At 62.0% G+C, this 14,907-nt stretch carries 18 protein-coding genes; 1 reads left to right on the forward strand and 17 read right to left on the reverse strand.

What is annotated here, in order from left to right; translation table 11 throughout:
- Positions 1–14 precede the first annotated feature (14 nt).
- From rplE to rpsJ, 14 genes are all read right to left on the reverse strand, one after another.
- Entirely contained in the window at positions 15–596 is a 582-nt protein-coding gene (rplE, locus tag QK290_RS04305) for a 50S ribosomal protein L5 (RefSeq protein ID WP_141141211.1), read from the reverse strand.
- Positions 596–955, reverse strand: coding sequence for a 50S ribosomal protein L24 (gene rplX, locus QK290_RS04310; protein ID WP_282329478.1), 360 nt, complete (start codon positions 953–955; stop codon positions 596–598). The genes rplE and rplX overlap by 1 nt, the downstream gene beginning before the upstream one ends.
- 3 nt (positions 956–958) lie before the next feature.
- Positions 959–1,327: a 50S ribosomal protein L14 gene (rplN, locus tag QK290_RS04315; protein WP_024366126.1), complete on the reverse strand. Its 369-nt coding sequence runs from the start codon at positions 1,325–1,327 to the stop codon at positions 959–961.
- Between the two features lie 418 nt (positions 1,328–1,745).
- Positions 1,746–2,054 (reverse strand): 30S ribosomal protein S17, encoded by a 309-nt coding sequence (rpsQ, locus tag QK290_RS04320; RefSeq protein WP_056344371.1) that lies wholly within the window; start codon positions 2,052–2,054, stop codon positions 1,746–1,748.
- Entirely contained in the window at positions 2,051–2,380 is a 330-nt protein-coding gene (gene rpmC, locus QK290_RS04325) for a 50S ribosomal protein L29 (RefSeq protein WP_282329479.1), read from the reverse strand. The genes rpsQ and rpmC overlap by 4 nt, the downstream gene beginning before the upstream one ends.
- Positions 2,381–2,382: 2 nt before the next feature.
- Positions 2,383–2,799 carry a 50S ribosomal protein L16 gene (gene rplP, locus QK290_RS04330; protein WP_056344375.1) on the reverse strand — a complete coding sequence of 139 codons (417 nt, stop codon included), beginning with the start codon at positions 2,797–2,799 and terminating at the stop codon, positions 2,383–2,385.
- Positions 2,800–3,642 carry a 30S ribosomal protein S3 gene (rpsC, locus tag QK290_RS04335; protein ID WP_056344378.1) on the reverse strand — a complete coding sequence of 281 codons (843 nt, stop codon included), beginning with the start codon at positions 3,640–3,642 and terminating at the stop codon, positions 2,800–2,802.
- The gene (rplV, locus tag QK290_RS04340; RefSeq protein WP_056344381.1) at positions 3,643–4,008 is read right to left on the reverse strand and encodes a 50S ribosomal protein L22; all 366 of its coding nucleotides are present in this window, start codon (positions 4,006–4,008) and stop codon (positions 3,643–3,645) included.
- Positions 4,009–4,046: 38 nt separating this feature from the next.
- Entirely contained in the window at positions 4,047–4,328 is a 282-nt protein-coding gene (rpsS, locus tag QK290_RS04345; RefSeq protein WP_011775591.1) for a 30S ribosomal protein S19, read from the reverse strand.
- A 12-nt stretch (positions 4,329–4,340) separates the two neighbouring features.
- Entirely contained in the window at positions 4,341–5,180 is an 840-nt protein-coding gene (rplB, locus tag QK290_RS04350; protein WP_185261225.1) for a 50S ribosomal protein L2, read from the reverse strand.
- 29 nt (positions 5,181–5,209) lie between these two features.
- Complete coding sequence (gene rplW / locus QK290_RS04355; RefSeq protein ID WP_018773664.1) at positions 5,210–5,515, reverse strand: 50S ribosomal protein L23; 306 nt, start codon at positions 5,513–5,515, stop codon at positions 5,210–5,212.
- Positions 5,512–6,135: a 50S ribosomal protein L4 gene (rplD, locus tag QK290_RS04360; protein WP_185261226.1), complete on the reverse strand. Its 624-nt coding sequence runs from the start codon at positions 6,133–6,135 to the stop codon at positions 5,512–5,514. The genes rplW and rplD overlap by 4 nt, the downstream gene beginning before the upstream one ends.
- Before the next feature lie 4 nt (positions 6,136–6,139).
- A complete protein-coding gene (gene rplC / locus QK290_RS04365) occupies positions 6,140–6,790 on the reverse strand; it encodes a 50S ribosomal protein L3 (protein WP_160673120.1) in 651 nt (216 codons plus the stop codon).
- A gap of 17 nt (positions 6,791–6,807) precedes the next feature.
- Complete coding sequence (gene rpsJ, locus QK290_RS04370) at positions 6,808–7,116, reverse strand: 30S ribosomal protein S10 (RefSeq protein WP_038464699.1); 309 nt, start codon at positions 7,114–7,116, stop codon at positions 6,808–6,810.
- Between the two features lie 447 nt (positions 7,117–7,563).
- Here rpsJ and QK290_RS04375 point away from each other — a divergent pair, with 447 nt between their 5' ends.
- A complete protein-coding gene (locus QK290_RS04375) occupies positions 7,564–9,015 on the forward strand; it encodes a GH1 family beta-glucosidase (RefSeq protein ID WP_282329480.1) in 1,452 nt (483 codons plus the stop codon).
- Positions 9,016–9,088: 73 nt separating this feature from the next.
- Here the strand turns inward: QK290_RS04375 and QK290_RS04380 are convergent, their stop codons facing one another.
- The 3 genes from QK290_RS04380 to tuf form a co-directional block, all read right to left on the reverse strand.
- A complete protein-coding gene (locus tag QK290_RS04380) occupies positions 9,089–9,214 on the reverse strand; it encodes a hypothetical protein (protein WP_255527485.1) in 126 nt (41 codons plus the stop codon).
- A 30-nt stretch (positions 9,215–9,244) separates the two neighbouring features.
- Positions 9,245–13,459 (reverse strand): hypothetical protein, encoded by a 4,215-nt coding sequence (locus QK290_RS04385; RefSeq protein WP_282329481.1) that lies wholly within the window; start codon positions 13,457–13,459, stop codon positions 9,245–9,247.
- Positions 13,460–13,613: 154 nt separating this feature from the next.
- Positions 13,614–14,804 carry an elongation factor Tu gene (gene tuf, locus QK290_RS04390; protein WP_111906637.1) on the reverse strand — a complete coding sequence of 397 codons (1,191 nt, stop codon included), beginning with the start codon at positions 14,802–14,804 and terminating at the stop codon, positions 13,614–13,616.
- Between the last annotated feature and the right edge of the window lie 103 nt (positions 14,805–14,907).

Consider the following 14,907-nt stretch of genomic DNA (forward strand, 5'->3'; position numbering starts at 1 on the left):
GTTACGTAGTTAGATTAGTCTTCGGCCTTGAACGGGAAACCAAGCGCCTTGAGCAGCGCGCGGCCTTCGTCGTTGGTCTTGGCGGTGGTTACAACCGTGATGTCCATGCCGCGTACGCGGTCGATGGAATCCTGGTCGATTTCGTGGAACATAACCTGCTCGGTCAGACCGAAGGTGTAGTTGCCGTTGCCGTCGAACTGCTTGCCACTGAGGCCGCGGAAGTCGCGGATACGGGGCAGAGCCAGCGTGACCAGACGATCCAGGAATTCCCACATGCGGTCTCCACGCAGAGTTGCGTGTGCGCCGATGGGCATGCCTTCGCGCAGCTTGAACTGTGCGATCGACTTGCGGGCCTTGGTTACCTGCGGCTTCTGGCCGGTGATCAGGGTCAGATCGCGGACAGCGCCGTCGATCAGCTTGGAGTCCTTAGCGGCATCTCCAACACCCATGTTCACAACGACCTTCACCAGGCGGGGAACCTGGTTGACGTTGGTGTACTTGAATTCCTCAACGAGCGTGCTCTTGATCGAATCGGCGTACTTTGTCTTCAGACGAGGAACGATCTTCGTTGCCGGAGTCTCGAGAGTCTCAGTCATTAGATGTCCTTCCCGGAGCTCTTGGCCACGCGGACACGCACTTCGCGCTTCACGCCATCGCGCTCAACGGTCTCGGTGCGGAAACCGACGCGGGTGGGCTTCTTGGTGGACGGGTCAACCAGAGCCACGTTGGAGATGTGGACCGAAGCTTCTACGACCTCGATGCCACCGGTCTTGGTGCCGCGCTGCGACTGACCGGCCTTGGTGTGCTTGGTTACGCGGTTAATGCCTTCAACCAACACGCGGTTGGTCTCAGGGAACACGCGCAGAACCTTGCCCTGCTTACCTTTGTCGCCGCCGCGCTCAGCCTTGGCGCCAGTGATGACCTGAACGAGGTCACCCTTTTTGATCTTAGCCATGGACTAGAGCACCTCCGGAGCCAGAGAAACGATCTTCATGAACTTCTTGTCACGAAGTTCACGACCAACCGGTCCGAAGATGCGGGTACCGCGGGGGTCACCGTCAGCCTTCAGGATCACAGCTGCGTTCTCGTCAAACTTGATGTAGGAACCATCCGCACGGCGGCGTTCCTTCTTGGTACGGACGATGACTGCCTTAACAACATCGCCCTTCTTTACGTTGCCGCCCGGAATTGCATCCTTGACGGTAGCGACGATGACGTCGCCAATGCCTGCGTAGCGACGGCCAGATCCACCGAGAACGCGAATGGTAAGGATTTCCTTAGCACCCGTGTTGTCGGCGACCTTGAGTCGCGACTCCTGCTGAATCACTATTTACTCCTTGCGTCGCGCCGGTTCTCAGACCGAAAATCTTCCTACGGAATGAGCCTTGCGGAACGGTTGATCGGGGTGTCTCTTGACCTGCCTGGATTTTGCCAGACCAGGCCTAAACTCCCGTGCCAAAAACATTTGCTTCCCAGGCGGATTCGGACAGGTCCGAGGCACTAGGGGGCACTATGCCGTGGCACGATTGTTTACGAGGTTGATGACGGCGCACAGAGGGCGCCATACAAACTCAATATCCTAGCACAGTTGGGGCCATCTCCCATATCACAGGGCGGCTTACAGAGCACAACCATTGGACACCGGTAAGCCCAGCCAGCCCACCCGCCGCAAAGCGCAGGAAACCCCCGCTCCCAAGAGGGAACGGGGGTTTCCGGTGCAGTACCTGCAAGCAGGCCGCTGGGTGTTACTTGGCCTTTTCGAGGATCTCGACCAGACGCCACCGCTTGGTAGCGGACAGCGGGCGGGTCTCGGCGAGGAGAACGAGGTCGCCGATGCCGGCGCTGTTCTCTTCGTCGTGAGCCTTGATCTTCGTGTTGCGGCGGATGACTTTGCCGTACAAAGCGTGCTTTACGCGGTCTTCTACCTGGACAACGATGGTCTTTTCCATCTTGTCCGAGACTACGTAGCCACGCTTCGTCTTACGGTCACCGCGTTCGCCAGCCGTAGCTGCTGCGGAAACAGTTTCCGTCACGTTCTCGTCCTTTTCACTCACTTGGCATCCTCCTCGGCCTCAACCGTTTCAGCCGTTTCGGCCTTCTTGGCTGCAGCCTTCTTGGACTTCTTCTCTTCCTTGGCTTCCACAACCGGTGCGGCAACCTCGGCACGAATGCCCAGCTCGCGCTCACGGAGAACGGTGTAGATGCGTGCGATGTCCTTCTTTACCGCGCGCAGACGACCGTGGTTCTCCAGCTGACCGGTGGCGGACTGGAAACGCAGGTTGAACAGCTCTTCCTTAGCCTTACGGAGTTCTTCAACGAGGCGCTCGTTGTCGAACGTGTCCAGCTGTGCGGATGCAAGTTCCTTGGATCCTACTGACATTTCTATTCACCACCTTCGCGACGCAAAATGCGTGCCTTCAACGGGAGCTTGTGGATTGCCAGGCGCAGGGCCTCGCGAGCTACCGATTCCTCGACGCCGGAGATCTCAAAGAGAACCCGGCCCGGCTTGACGTTTGAGACCCACCATTCCGGCGAACCCTTACCGGAACCCATGCGGGTTTCGGCAGGCTTCTTGGTGATCGGACGGTCAGGATAGATGTTGATCCAGACCTTGCCGCCACGCTTGATGTGGCGGGTCATTGCGATACGGGCAGACTCGATCTGACGGTTCGTGACGTATGCCGGGCTCAGAGCCTGGATACCCCACTCACCGAAGGAGACCTTGGTGCCGCCCGTAGCAGCGCCGGAACGACCCGGGTGGTGCTGCTTACGGTGCTTGACTCGACGTGGGATAAGCATTTAAGCCTGTCCTCCTTCTACTGCAGCAGGTGCAGCCTCAACTGCCGGAGCTTCGGCAGCCGGAGCTGCCTCCGCTGCCGGACGGTCGGTACGACGACGGCGGTCACCACGGTCAGCGCCGCCGGCGCCACCCGGGCGGCCCGGACGGTCGCTGGGGCCGCGGCCACGGGACGGAGCAGCAGCTGCCTGCTGAGCCAATTCCTTGGCGGTGACGTCACCCTTGTAGATCCAGACCTTCACGCCGATGCGGCCGAAGGTGGTCTTGGCCTCGTAGAAGCCGTAGTCGATGTTCGCACGGAGGGTGTGCAGGGGCACACGGCCTTCGCGGTAGAACTCCGAGCGGGACATTTCTGCGCCACCCAGTCGACCGGAGCAAGCGATACGGATGCCCTTGGCACCTGCACGCTGGGCGGACTGCATGGCCTTCTTCATCGCACGGCGGAAAGCCACGCGGGAAGTCAGCTGCTCAGCAACGCCCTGGGCAACAAGCTGTGCTTCCATCTCGGGGTTCTTGACCTCGAGGATGTTCAGCTGGACCTGCTTGCCCGTCAGCTTCTCAAGCTCGCCGCGGATGCGGTCTGCTTCAGCGCCGCGGCGGCCGATAACGATACCGGGACGTGCCGTGTGGATATCCACGCGGACACGGTCACGGGTGCGCTCGATCTCAACCTTGGCGATACCGGCGCGCTCCATGCCAACTGACATGAGCTGGCGGATACGGATGTCTTCGCGAACGAAGTCCTTGTACCGCTGTCCGGGCTTGGTGCTGTCAGCGAACCAGTGCGATACGTGATCGGTGGTGATGCCGAGTCGGAACCCGTGCGGGTTAACTTTCTGTCCCACTTAGCGAGCCTCCTCTTTCTCAGGTGTAGCGACTACCACAGTGATGTGGCTGGTGCGCTTCTTGATCTGAAATGCACGACCCTGAGCACGCGGCTGGAACCGCTTCATGGTCGGGCCTTCATCAACGAACATTTCGCTGATGATGAGGTCGCTTTCGTCAAACGAAACACCGTCGCGGTCCGCGAGGGACCGGGCGTTTGCGATTGCCGACTGTACTACCTTGAATACCGGCTCCGAAGCTGCCTGGGGGGCAAACTTCAGAATTGCCAGAGCCTCATTCGCTTGCTTACCACGAACAAGGTTGACGACGCGCCGGGCCTTCATAGGCGTTACGCGGATGTGACGCGCAATTGCCTTGGCTTCCATTGCTTTCCTTCTCTCGTCTTTGACGTAAGTGCAGGCGCCTAGCGGCGCTTGCCCTTACGGTCGTCCTTGACATGGCCGCGGAATGTCCGCGTGGGAGCGAATTCGCCGAGCTTGTGCCCGACCATCGACTCGGTGACAAACACCGGAATGTGCTTGCGTCCGTCGTGTACGGCGATCGTGTGCCCGAGCATGTCGGGGATGATCATCGAACGGCGGGACCAGGTCTTGATGACGTTCTTGGTGCCCTTATCGTTTTCCCTGGCTACCTTTACAAAGAGGTGCTGGTCAACGAAAGGACCTTTTTTCAGGCTGCGTGGCATGTGTCCAGGCTCCTATCGCTTGTTCTTGCCAGTACGACGGCGACGAACAATAAGCTTGTCGCTCTCTTTGTTGGGACGCCGGGTGCGGCCTTCCCGCTTACCGTTCGGGTTGACGGGGTGACGTCCACCGGACGTCTTACCCTCGCCACCACCGTGCGGGTGGTCAACCGGGTTCATCGCGACACCACGGACGGTCGGGCGAACGCCCTTCCACCGCATGCGGCCGGCCTTACCCCAGTTGATGTTCGACTGCTCGGCGTTGCCGACCTCGCCGACGGTTGCGCGGCAGCGCACGTCAACGTTGCGGATTTCGCCGGAAGGCAGACGCAGCTGGGCGAAGCGGCCTTCCTTGGCAACAAGCTGGATCGATGCGCCGGCGGAGCGGCCCATCTTGGCGCCGCCACCCGGACGCAGTTCAACTGCGTGGATTACGGTACCAACCGGGATGTTGAGCAGCGGCAGGTTGTTACCGGGCTTGATGTCAGCACCGGAACCTGCCTCAACAACATCACCCTGGGAGAGCTTGTTCGGGGCGATGATGTAACGCTTGGTGCCATCAATGTAGTGCAGGAGGGCGATGCGAGCCGTACGGTTCGGATCGTACTCGATTTCGGCAACGCGGGCGTTGACGCCGTCTTTGTCGTGGCGACGGAAGTCGATCAGACGGTACTGGCGCTTGTGGCCACCACCCTTGTGACGGGTCGTGATCTTACCGGAGTTGTTACGGCCGCCCTTTTTGGGCAGCGGACGTACCAACGACTTTTCCGGCGTCGACCGCGTGATTTCGGTGAAGTCCGCTACGCTCGAGCCACGACGGCCCGGGGTAGTCGGCTTGTACTTACGGATTCCCATAGTTTATTTCCTCGTTAAAGTGGTCTCCGCTACGAGAGCGGACCGCCGAAGATGTCGATGGTGCCTTCTTTGAGGCTCACAATTGCACGCTTGGTGTTCTTGCGGGTACCCCATCCGAATTTGGTTCGCTTGCGCTTACCGGCACGGTTGATGGTGTTGATCGATTCGACCTTGACGGAGAAAATCTTCTCCACGGCCAGCTTGATCTCGGTCTTGTTCGAGCGGGGGTCCACCAAGAAGGTGTACTTGCCCTCATCGATCAGGCCGTAGCTTTTTTCCGATACGACGGGTGCAAGCACGACGTCGCGCGGGTCTTTGATGGTGGCTGCACTCACTTGGCATCCTCCTCGTTCTTTGCTACTGCCCGGTCAGCAACGAATGCTTCGTAGGCAGCCTTGGTGAAGACAACGTCGTCAGAGACGAGTACGTCGTAGGTGTTCAGCTGGTCTGCGTACAGAACGTGAACACCGGCGAGGTTGCGCACGGAAAGTGCTGCAACATCGTTGGCGCGCTCGATGACAACCAGCAGGTTCTTGCGCTCAGAAACTTCGCGCAGCGTTGCCAGTGCGTTCTTGACGGACGGCTTGGTGCCCTCCACCAGTTCGGCAACAACGTGGATGCGTCCGTTGCGTGCCCGGTCAGAGAGTGCGCCGCGCAGTGCAGCAGCAATCATCTTCTTGGGGGTCCGCTGGCTGTAGTCACGCGGTGTGGGACCGTGGACTACGCCACCACCGGTCATGTGAGGAGCACGGATTGAACCCTGACGGGCGCGGCCGGTGCCCTTCTGCTTGAACGGCTTGCGACCAGCACCGGAAACTTCGGCGCGGGTCTTGGTCTTGTGGGTACCCTGGCGAGCAGCAGCGAGCTGGGCTACGACGACCTGGTGCAGCAGCGGCACGTTGGTCTGAACGTCGAAGATCTCTGCAGGCAGGTCAACCTTGACAGTGCTAGTCATTGAACTAGGCTCCCTTCACGGCGGTGCGTACGAGGACGACCTGGCCGCGGGCGCCGGGGACGGCACCCTTGATGAGGAGCAGCGACTTCTCGACGTCAACTGCGTGAACCGTGAGGTTCAGCGTGGTGTGACGAACGGCGCCCATGCGGCCGGCCATTTTCATGCCCTTGAAGACGCGGCTCGGGGTGGATGCGCCACCGATTGAACCGGGCTTACGGTGGTTCTTGTGAGCACCGTGTGAGGCGGGGGCGCCGTGGAAGCCGTGACGCTTCATAACACCGGCGAAGCCCTTACCCTTGGTGGTGCCAATAACGTCGATCTTCTGGCCGGCTTCGAAGAGCTCAACAGAAAGCTCCTGGCCCAGCTCGTAAGTGTCGGCATCTGCAGTGCGCAGTTCGACGACGTGGCGGCGAGGCGTGACGCCTGCCTTTTCAAAGTGACCAGCCAGCGGCTTGGTGACCTTGCGGGGATCGATCTGGCCGTAGCCGATCTGTACAGCTACGTAGCCATCAGTGGCTGCGTTGCGCAGCTGGGTGATGACGTTCGAATCTGCCTGGACCACAGTGACGGGGATGAGTTTGTTGTTCTCGTCCCAGACCTGGGTCATGCCGAGCTTCGTGCCCAGCAGGCCCTTTACGTTACGGGTTGCGGTCATAGTCTCTCAGCACCTCCCTACAGCTTGATTTCGATGTTTACGTCGGCCGGCAGGTCGAGACGCATAAGCGAATCAACAGCCTTCGGCGTGGGATCGATGATGTCGATAAGACGCTTGTGCGTGCGCATTTCAAAGTGCTCGCGGCTGTCCTTGTACTTGTGCGGAGAGCGGATAACACAGTAAATGTTCTTCTCCGTCGGCAGCGGCACGGGGCCAACTACCGTTGCGCCTGCGCGCGTGACCGTCTCAACGATCTTCCGTGCTGAAACGTCAATGACCTCGTGGTCATATGACTTCAGCCGGATGCGGATTTTTTGTCCCGCCATGTCGCCTGACTCTCTTTCAGTTAGTGCTGCTCCCGGTGAGGGCTGCTCTGTTCACTTTCTTGTTGCATGTGGCTGCCGAAGCATTTGAAGTCTGAACTACCACCCGCCGCACAAGCTGAATCCGGATGAATCCGGGTTCCTCACCTTGTCGACGTAACCGACCCCCGCGGTCGGGCGTGTCGCGCTTAGCACGCATACAAATCCGCAGTTCCATGGGGAGTGGGTTATGTTTGGGCTTCCACTTGGACCCTGACACCCGGCATTATCCGGATCGGGACACGAAGAAGCGCTTGAACAACTCATCTAGTATGCCGGATATTATGCCCAGAAGCGAATCTGCAGGCTGACGGCTCCCCCGCGCAGCAGACGTGCCGGCACACTGCGCATTCGGGCCCTGCGCCGCCTGGGGTCATTGCCTTCGGCAACATCCGAATGGATGATGGGGGAATGACCGTCGAAAATGACGTTTCCGTCCAGGACCTGGCCGGCCGTCTACCCAGCTCATTCACCCTGGGAGTTGCCGCGGCCGCCTTCCAAATCGAAGGTTCCCTCTCCGCTGACGGGCGTGGTCCCTCCGGCTGGGACGCCTTCGCGGAGAAGCCCGGCGCCATCATCGATGGACATTCCCCCGCCGTGGCCTGCGACCACTACAACCGCTCGCCCGAAGATGTGGCTCTGATGCGGGATCTCGGCGTGGATTCCTACCGCTTTTCCATCTCGTGGCCGCGGATCCAGCCGGACGGCCGCGGCGCGTTCAACGAACAGGGTCTGGACTTCTACGACCGCCTGATCGACCAACTGCTTGAGGCCGGCATCTCCCCCATGGCCACCCTCTACCACTGGGATACGCCCCTGCCCCTGGAACACCGTGGCGGCTGGATGAACAGGGCAACCGCCGAACGCTTCGCTGAGTATGCCGGGGAGGCTGGCCGGCGTTTTGGTGATCGCGTGGACCAATGGGTCACCCTCAACGAACCCGCCTCTGTAGTACTCAACGGCTATGCTCTGGGCGTTCATGCCCCCGGACAGGACCTGCTCTTTGACGCCTTTCCTGCCGTCCACAACCAGCTGCTTGCCCATGGCATGGCTGTCCAGGCGTTGCGTGCAGCAGGGGTCCACGGCGGAATCGGCGTGACCAACCTCCACTCTCCCGTCCGGCCAGCCACGCGGAAAATCACGGACAAGTACATCGCGGTGGTTTTCGACCTGATGCTTAACCGCATTTATGCCGATCCGGTCCTCCTGGGCCGGTATCCCCGCCCGCCGCTTATCGCTAAGCCGTGGTTCCGGTCGTTTGGCAGAATCCCCGACGCCGACCTCCACACTATCCACCAGCCCCTGGACTTCTACGGCGTGAACTATTACTACCCAACGAAGGTGGCAGCCGGACGCGGGCCAGCCGAAAGTCCCACGGGTCCCGCCGAGGCCATGGTGCGGGTGCCGTTCCACCAGGAACCGTTTCCCGAATACAGCACTACTGGTTTCGGCTGGCCGGTAGCACCGGAGCATCTGGGTATCCTGCTGCGCGAACTCAAGGACCGCTATAGAGGGGACCTGCCTCCGCTGTACATCACCGAAAGTGGCGCCAGCTTCCCGGAGCCCGACCATGTGAACGGCCCCATCCAGGACAAGCAGCGGATCAATTACATCGCGGGACACCTGCGGCACGCGCTGGAAGCGACGGCACCGGGCGGAATCGCCCACGACGTGGACCTCCGCGGCTATTACGTCTGGACCCTGATGGACAACTTCGAATGGGCTGCGGGGTACTCACAGCGTTTCGGCCTGGTCCACGTGGATTTCGACTCCCTGGAGCGAACTCCCAAGGAATCGTTCTACTGGTATCGGGCACTCAGCCACGCCCGGAGATCCCTGGCCGGTGGAGGCCCGCCCGCGTGAAGCCCGCTCGGTTGAACTGCGGCTGACCCCCGGCGACCCCGGACGAACGCCCCGCTGACGCCCGCCGGCCCTGCTACTTATCCTTGTTTGCCCGGTTGATGCGCTTGGCGCGGTCAATCTCAGTGCGGAAATGCTTCTTGGCCCAGAAAACTCCGGCAACCACCGCTACCGCGATGATCAGAAATATCAGCCATCCCATGATGTACTCCTCTCGCTGTCAGCAACAGTATCAGTGCCGGTGTGACGGTTCCCTGCCGTCGCGGGACAGCGGGTTGGACTCAGGACCAGGAGTCATATCCGGCCCCGAGTCCGGCGCCTGGCCGGCCGTTCCACGGTTCAGCCGCCAGACGGCAAAGACGATCAGCCCCGCGGCTATGAATGCGAGTAGCAGGAACGTGTACTGCCGCATTGCCCACAGAATGCAGGCGGCAACGCCTGATGCGCCCCAGCAGACAAACAGCCGCTCTCCCAGGCCAAGGCCTGCCATGAGCAGCAGGGCGAGAAGCACCAGGACCCACAGCTGCTGCCCAGCGTTCCCGCCGAACACTATGCCCAGGCCGCTCAGCGAGAGCAAAACAGAGGCCGCGCCCACCAGTAACCGGCCGGCAGCTTGGTTGCCGGCGAGGTAGCGCAAGCCACCGAGGACAGCGGCCAGGAGCACGTACCACTGGACAACCCAGAAGGGACTGGGAAGGTCGGTCAATAGCCGGCCTGTGCGATCTTCAGGCGCGTCCAGTTCGAAGATGGCAGCGCGCTGGATGGCTACTGTGAGCAGCAACGCACCCACTTCGAGGGCGATCCGTCGCACCCTTGCGGGTGCCTCCCTGTAGGACACCCCGACGGCGGCGGCCAGCACGGCGGCCGCCGTCCAGGACGTTGCTTCGTGCCGGATTCCGACGAAGACCGTCAGGACGAGGCCCAGGAAGGCCGTGCCGGCCAGCGACCAACGGCGCACCGGCTCAGCCTGCAACGGGACGCGCCGCACCAGCCGCACGGCATAGAGGGCGGCCGAAGCCGCACCCGCGCCGGTCAGCCACGGCAGGAATCCGCCCCAAGCGCCCGGGACGTCCTGATATGCCTCCGCCGCCAAGGCGACGGACCCGCCGAGCGCGGCCAGGGCTGCCGGCGGATACAGGACCGGCAACTCCTCGACGTGCGAGGCGGCAAAACACACGGCTGACAGGGCCAGGACAGCCGCTCCCGTCACCCAGTCGGCCGCCAACGGCGAGATCAGCAGCCCGACACCGGCAAACGAGCCGGCGGTAACGAGCCACAGCCAGTGCTCTACATCCGCGGCGCCAGCGTTCTGATTGCTCCCGTTCTGCGGTAGCCCATCCTGCCGGCCCACGTTCTTTTGCTGTCGCAAGATGCCGGCAGCGGCCGCGAGAAGCGCAACACCCAGCAGTGCCACCGCAGTTCCGGTGTGGCTCAGGACCGGGAACAGCAGGACCGTCCCGCCGAACGTGAACAGCGGGCCCAAGGCGAGCACCCCGAACAGCGCCGCATAGACAGCGAAGTACAGGGCGCCGCGGGCACTGAAGAGTCTCCTGGCCAGCACTGCAGAGACCAGGAGCATCAGGAGTTCCAACAGCACTACCCAGCGGCCGCCGTCGTCGTCCTGCTCCAGCAGCCCGACGCCAACCGGCCTCGATACGTACGCAAGTGGCAGCAACGCCTGCCCCGCCAGGGTGATCCAGACTGCGGCCTGCTGGAAGGGGATGTCAACCAGCCGTGAGCGCATCACCCATCGGACGGCATGCTGGGCCGCGAGCACCAGGGCAAAGGTCACCGAAACCACAGTGGGCGAGGCGGTGATGTCGTAGCTGAGGACAAGGGCGAGGCCTGCCGTCAGGACGCGGGCCGCCACAAAATACCAGCCCTTCCTTCCCCGCTGCTGCTCGGCCACCACCATCAGCGTGGAGTAGACCGCGAAGATACCGAGGATCAGTTCCACCCGAAGCAGATCGCCATCGCTGAGGACAAGCAGCACCGAGAACGCCAGCGGGGCCAACCAGACGGCACCCGCCTCCTTGCGGAGGTAGTACCCTGCGGCCGCGGCGCCGAGGGCCACGACTCCTGCAGCGGAGGTTGCCTGCCAGTCGGCGGCAACTGCCTGCGCAAGGCTGGCACTGCCGGCCAGTTGGAGAAGGACCAGGGCCCCCGCATCAGCAAGAATCCCGCGGGGAGCACGACGGCGGATGGCGGCCACCAACGGAAGGCAAAGCTGGAGTGCCAGCACGGCCACCAGGACCGCGGCAGGACGGACCACCTCGGCCGCAATGACCACCAGACCTCCGTCCAGCTGTAGCTGGTGAAAGGCTGTCAGGGCAAGGACTGTGGCTACCGCCCGGGCGAACCACCAGTACGCCCAGCGGTGTTGGCGCAGGCGCAGACCCGTCGCCGTGATGACCAGATAGGCCATTACCAGCAGCAGCACCACGTTGCCGAAGCCTTGTGAAACCGCCTGGAACGCGACCGTGGCGGCCACCGCAGACATACCCAGCGGCAAGGCCTCCCATACCGTTGCAAACCAGTCCGGTTCAGTGGCCGGCCGAGGAACCAACAGGGCTCCTACACTCAATGCCGCTGCCAGCTGGATGATCACGCCGACGGCGGTCAGGCCGTGGTCCGGCGAGGCCTCAATGATCGGCAGCCCGATCAGGACAAGCGCACCCCCGGCACCGAAGACGGCCAACGTTGCCTCCGGCGCAGACGTCCGCACCCCGAAGCGCTGCAGCAACGCTGTTAGGAGCTGCTGGCCCACCAGCGCCGGCAAGAGTGCGAACACAGATGACTCGGCCCGCCCGGGACTGTCATCCATCACGGCCGCCACGGTTACGGGGACCGCGCATGTGAGGGCCAACCGGGCGCCCAGAACCAGGCGGCACTGGAAATCACCTGCCGCGAAGACACTACGGATCGCCCAGAAGCCTGCAGCTGCGAGCAGCAGTCCAGCCAGCGGCCACGCGCCCATCGAAGGAGAAACGATTCCGGCCAAAACCAACGCTGCAACAGGCGCCCATTCCGCCCGGCCCGCCCACCTGGTGGCCACCACCATTCCCGTGCCGAGCGACAAGGCCACCGGCACCCAGAGGGGCATCGTTGCGCCTGCATCGATTGACCTGTAGCCGTCAACAGCGAGGAAGAAGCCGACGGCCATCTCCTGAATTCTGAAAGCCGTGGTGGCAGCAAGTTGGAGGGCGAACGTCACCTGAGCATCAACCCACCAGCGTGATCCGGCGGCGTTTTGACCGTTGCCGGCGGCTGACGGATCTGCCTGCAGTGGCTCGGGGAACCACAGTGTCAGCCTTTTCGGTAGGAGCGCCAGTCCCCCTGCCTGTGCGCCGAACAGTACGCCGGCGGCGAGCAGGGCATCGGTCCCCCGGCCGGTCAGATGCCAAATTTCGACGGCGGCAGCCAGGGTCAGGGCGCCGCGTGCTGCGTAGAAGTTGATCAGCCGGAACCGCCCCGGAACAACGGCCATAAGGGCGAAATAAATACCGCACATGCCGATGACCAGCGCGTACTCAGCTTTGTCCAAGAGCAACGGTACGCAGGTCGCAGCAGCCGCAACGGCGGGAACCACCAACGGGTGCAAGACCATCAGCGGTCTGACATACACCGGCGGCAACCAGCCCGGCCGGGCGAGGGCAAGGCCCGTCAGCAGCACGGCCACGGCTATAAGTACCGCGAAGTACCAGACGAGCGCCCCACCCATGATGGAAACGCCGGAGAACGCCGTGGAGGCCACAAACGTGAGGGAAAAGTACACCAGGACCCTGCTCTCGAGCCGGATCGCTGCCGCAACGTAGGCAGCAGTACCAATCAATGACGTGATCAGCCAGGCGGCTGGGCCGTGATGCAGCGCAAAGTTGTAGAGCGCCAGGCCGGTCACGGGAACCAGGGCGAGCCCGGTTCCGGTGAATGCCACCGCGGCCGGCTTCAGCCGCGGGACCCTTGCATGCAGTGCAAATCCCGCGCCATAGAACAGCGCCGTAACAGCGCAGATACCGGCAAAGCGCAACGTGGGCGGAAGGCTCGTGCCGATGAAGAGTGCAGCGGCAGCAACCAGCAGCAGGCTGGCCACATAGAGCGTGATGTTGATGTTCTGCCGGTCCCGCTTTTCACGCCGGGCCTGGCGCTGGGCCGGTGTCTCCGGGTATGCCTGGAACGAAGCTGCCGGGGCCTGCGGCGGAAACCGCTGTGGCACCGGCGCGCTGGGCGATGGAGTCGAAAAAGGCGCCGAAACTGGCGGCGCCTCGATGATCGTTTGTTCATTAGCTGATACCGGCAACCACTCCGACGCCAAGTCTGCGCCGATGGGACTTGGCGCTGGCGTGGCGCCCTGACCTGGCTGGACTGAGGGCTGGAGCTTGGCCACGGCGTCAAGCCACCCCTGAAGGTGACCGGCACGGTAGCCCACTTCATAAGATTCGTCCCTCACGGCGTTCCCTCCAAAGGGCAGGCCTGCCTGCACAGTTAATCCATTGATTGGATTAACTGTAACAAAGAACAGCCCCGCTGCACTAGCAGCGGGGCTATTCCAAACTTTGCGTCAGGCCGTCAGACGGCCATCGGCTCCGTAATCAACAAGTAAATTACTTGACGATCTTGGTAACGCGTCCTGAACCAACGGTGCGGCCGCCTTCGCGGATAGCGAAGCCGAGGCCCTCTTCCATGGCGATGGGCTGGATGAGCGCAACGGTCATCTCAGTGTTGTCGCCAGGCATAACCATTTCCGTGCCTTCCGGCAGGGTGATAACGCCGGTTACGTCCGTGGTGCGGAAGTAGAACTGCGGGCGGTAGTTCGAGTAGAACGGGTTGTGGCGTCCGCCTTCATCCTTGGAGAGGATGTAGACGTTGGCCTCGAAGTCGGTGTGCGGGGTAATGGAACCCGGCTTGACGACAACCTGGCCACGCTCTACGTCATCACGCTTCAGACCGCGGAGCAGGAGGCCACAGTTCTCGCCGGCCCATGCTTCGTCGAGCTGCTTGTGGAACATCTCGATACCGGTAACCGTGGTCTTCTGGACCGGGCGGATGCCGACGATCTCGACCTCAGAGTTGATGGCGAGGGTTCCACGCTCGGCGCGGCCCGTTACAACGGTGCCACGGCCGGTGATCGTGAAGACATCTTCGATCGGCATCAGGAACGGCTTGTCACGGTCGCGTACGGGGTCCGGAACGGACTCGTCGACGGCTGCCATGAGGTCCTCAACGGACTTGACCCAGATGGGGTCGCCTTCGAGAGCCTTCAGACCGGAAACGCGAACAACCGGAGCTTCATCGCCATCGAAGCCCTGAGCCGAAAGCAGCTCACGAACTTCCATTTCAACGAGGTCCAACAGTTCTTCGTCATCAACCATGTCGGACTTGTTCAGCGCAACCAGCAGGTAGGGAACGCCAACCTGGCGGGCAAGCAGAACGTGCTCGCGGGTCTGAGCCATCGGGCCGTCAGTGGCGGCAACCACGAGGATTGCACCGTCCATCTGTGCAGCACCGGTGATCATGTTCTTGATGTAGTCAGCGTGACCCGGAGCGTCTACGTGTGCGTAGTGGCGCTTCTCGGTCTGGTACTCAACGTGGGAAATGTTAATCGTGATGCCACGCTGGCGCTCTTCCGGAGCAGAGTCAATCGACGCGAAGTCGCGCTGCTCGTTGAGAGTCGGGTACTTGTCGTACAGCACCTTGGAAATGGCGGCAGTCAGCGTCGTCTTACCGTGGTCAACGTGACCAATGGTGCCGATGTTGACGTGCGGCTTAGTCCGCTCGAACTTTGCCTTTGCCACAGGTTCCTCCTAGAACGTTTTCAAATGACTTACCCTTCAGCCGCGCTTATCGCGGCAGAAACTCAGGCAAGTCTACTTGGGGGGCTTTGGATTGGTGAAATTG

It is taken from the genome of Pseudarthrobacter sp. AL07 (genome assembly GCF_029960665.1).
In the GTDB taxonomy this organism is placed as follows: Bacteria; Actinomycetota; Actinomycetes; order Actinomycetales; family Micrococcaceae; genus Arthrobacter.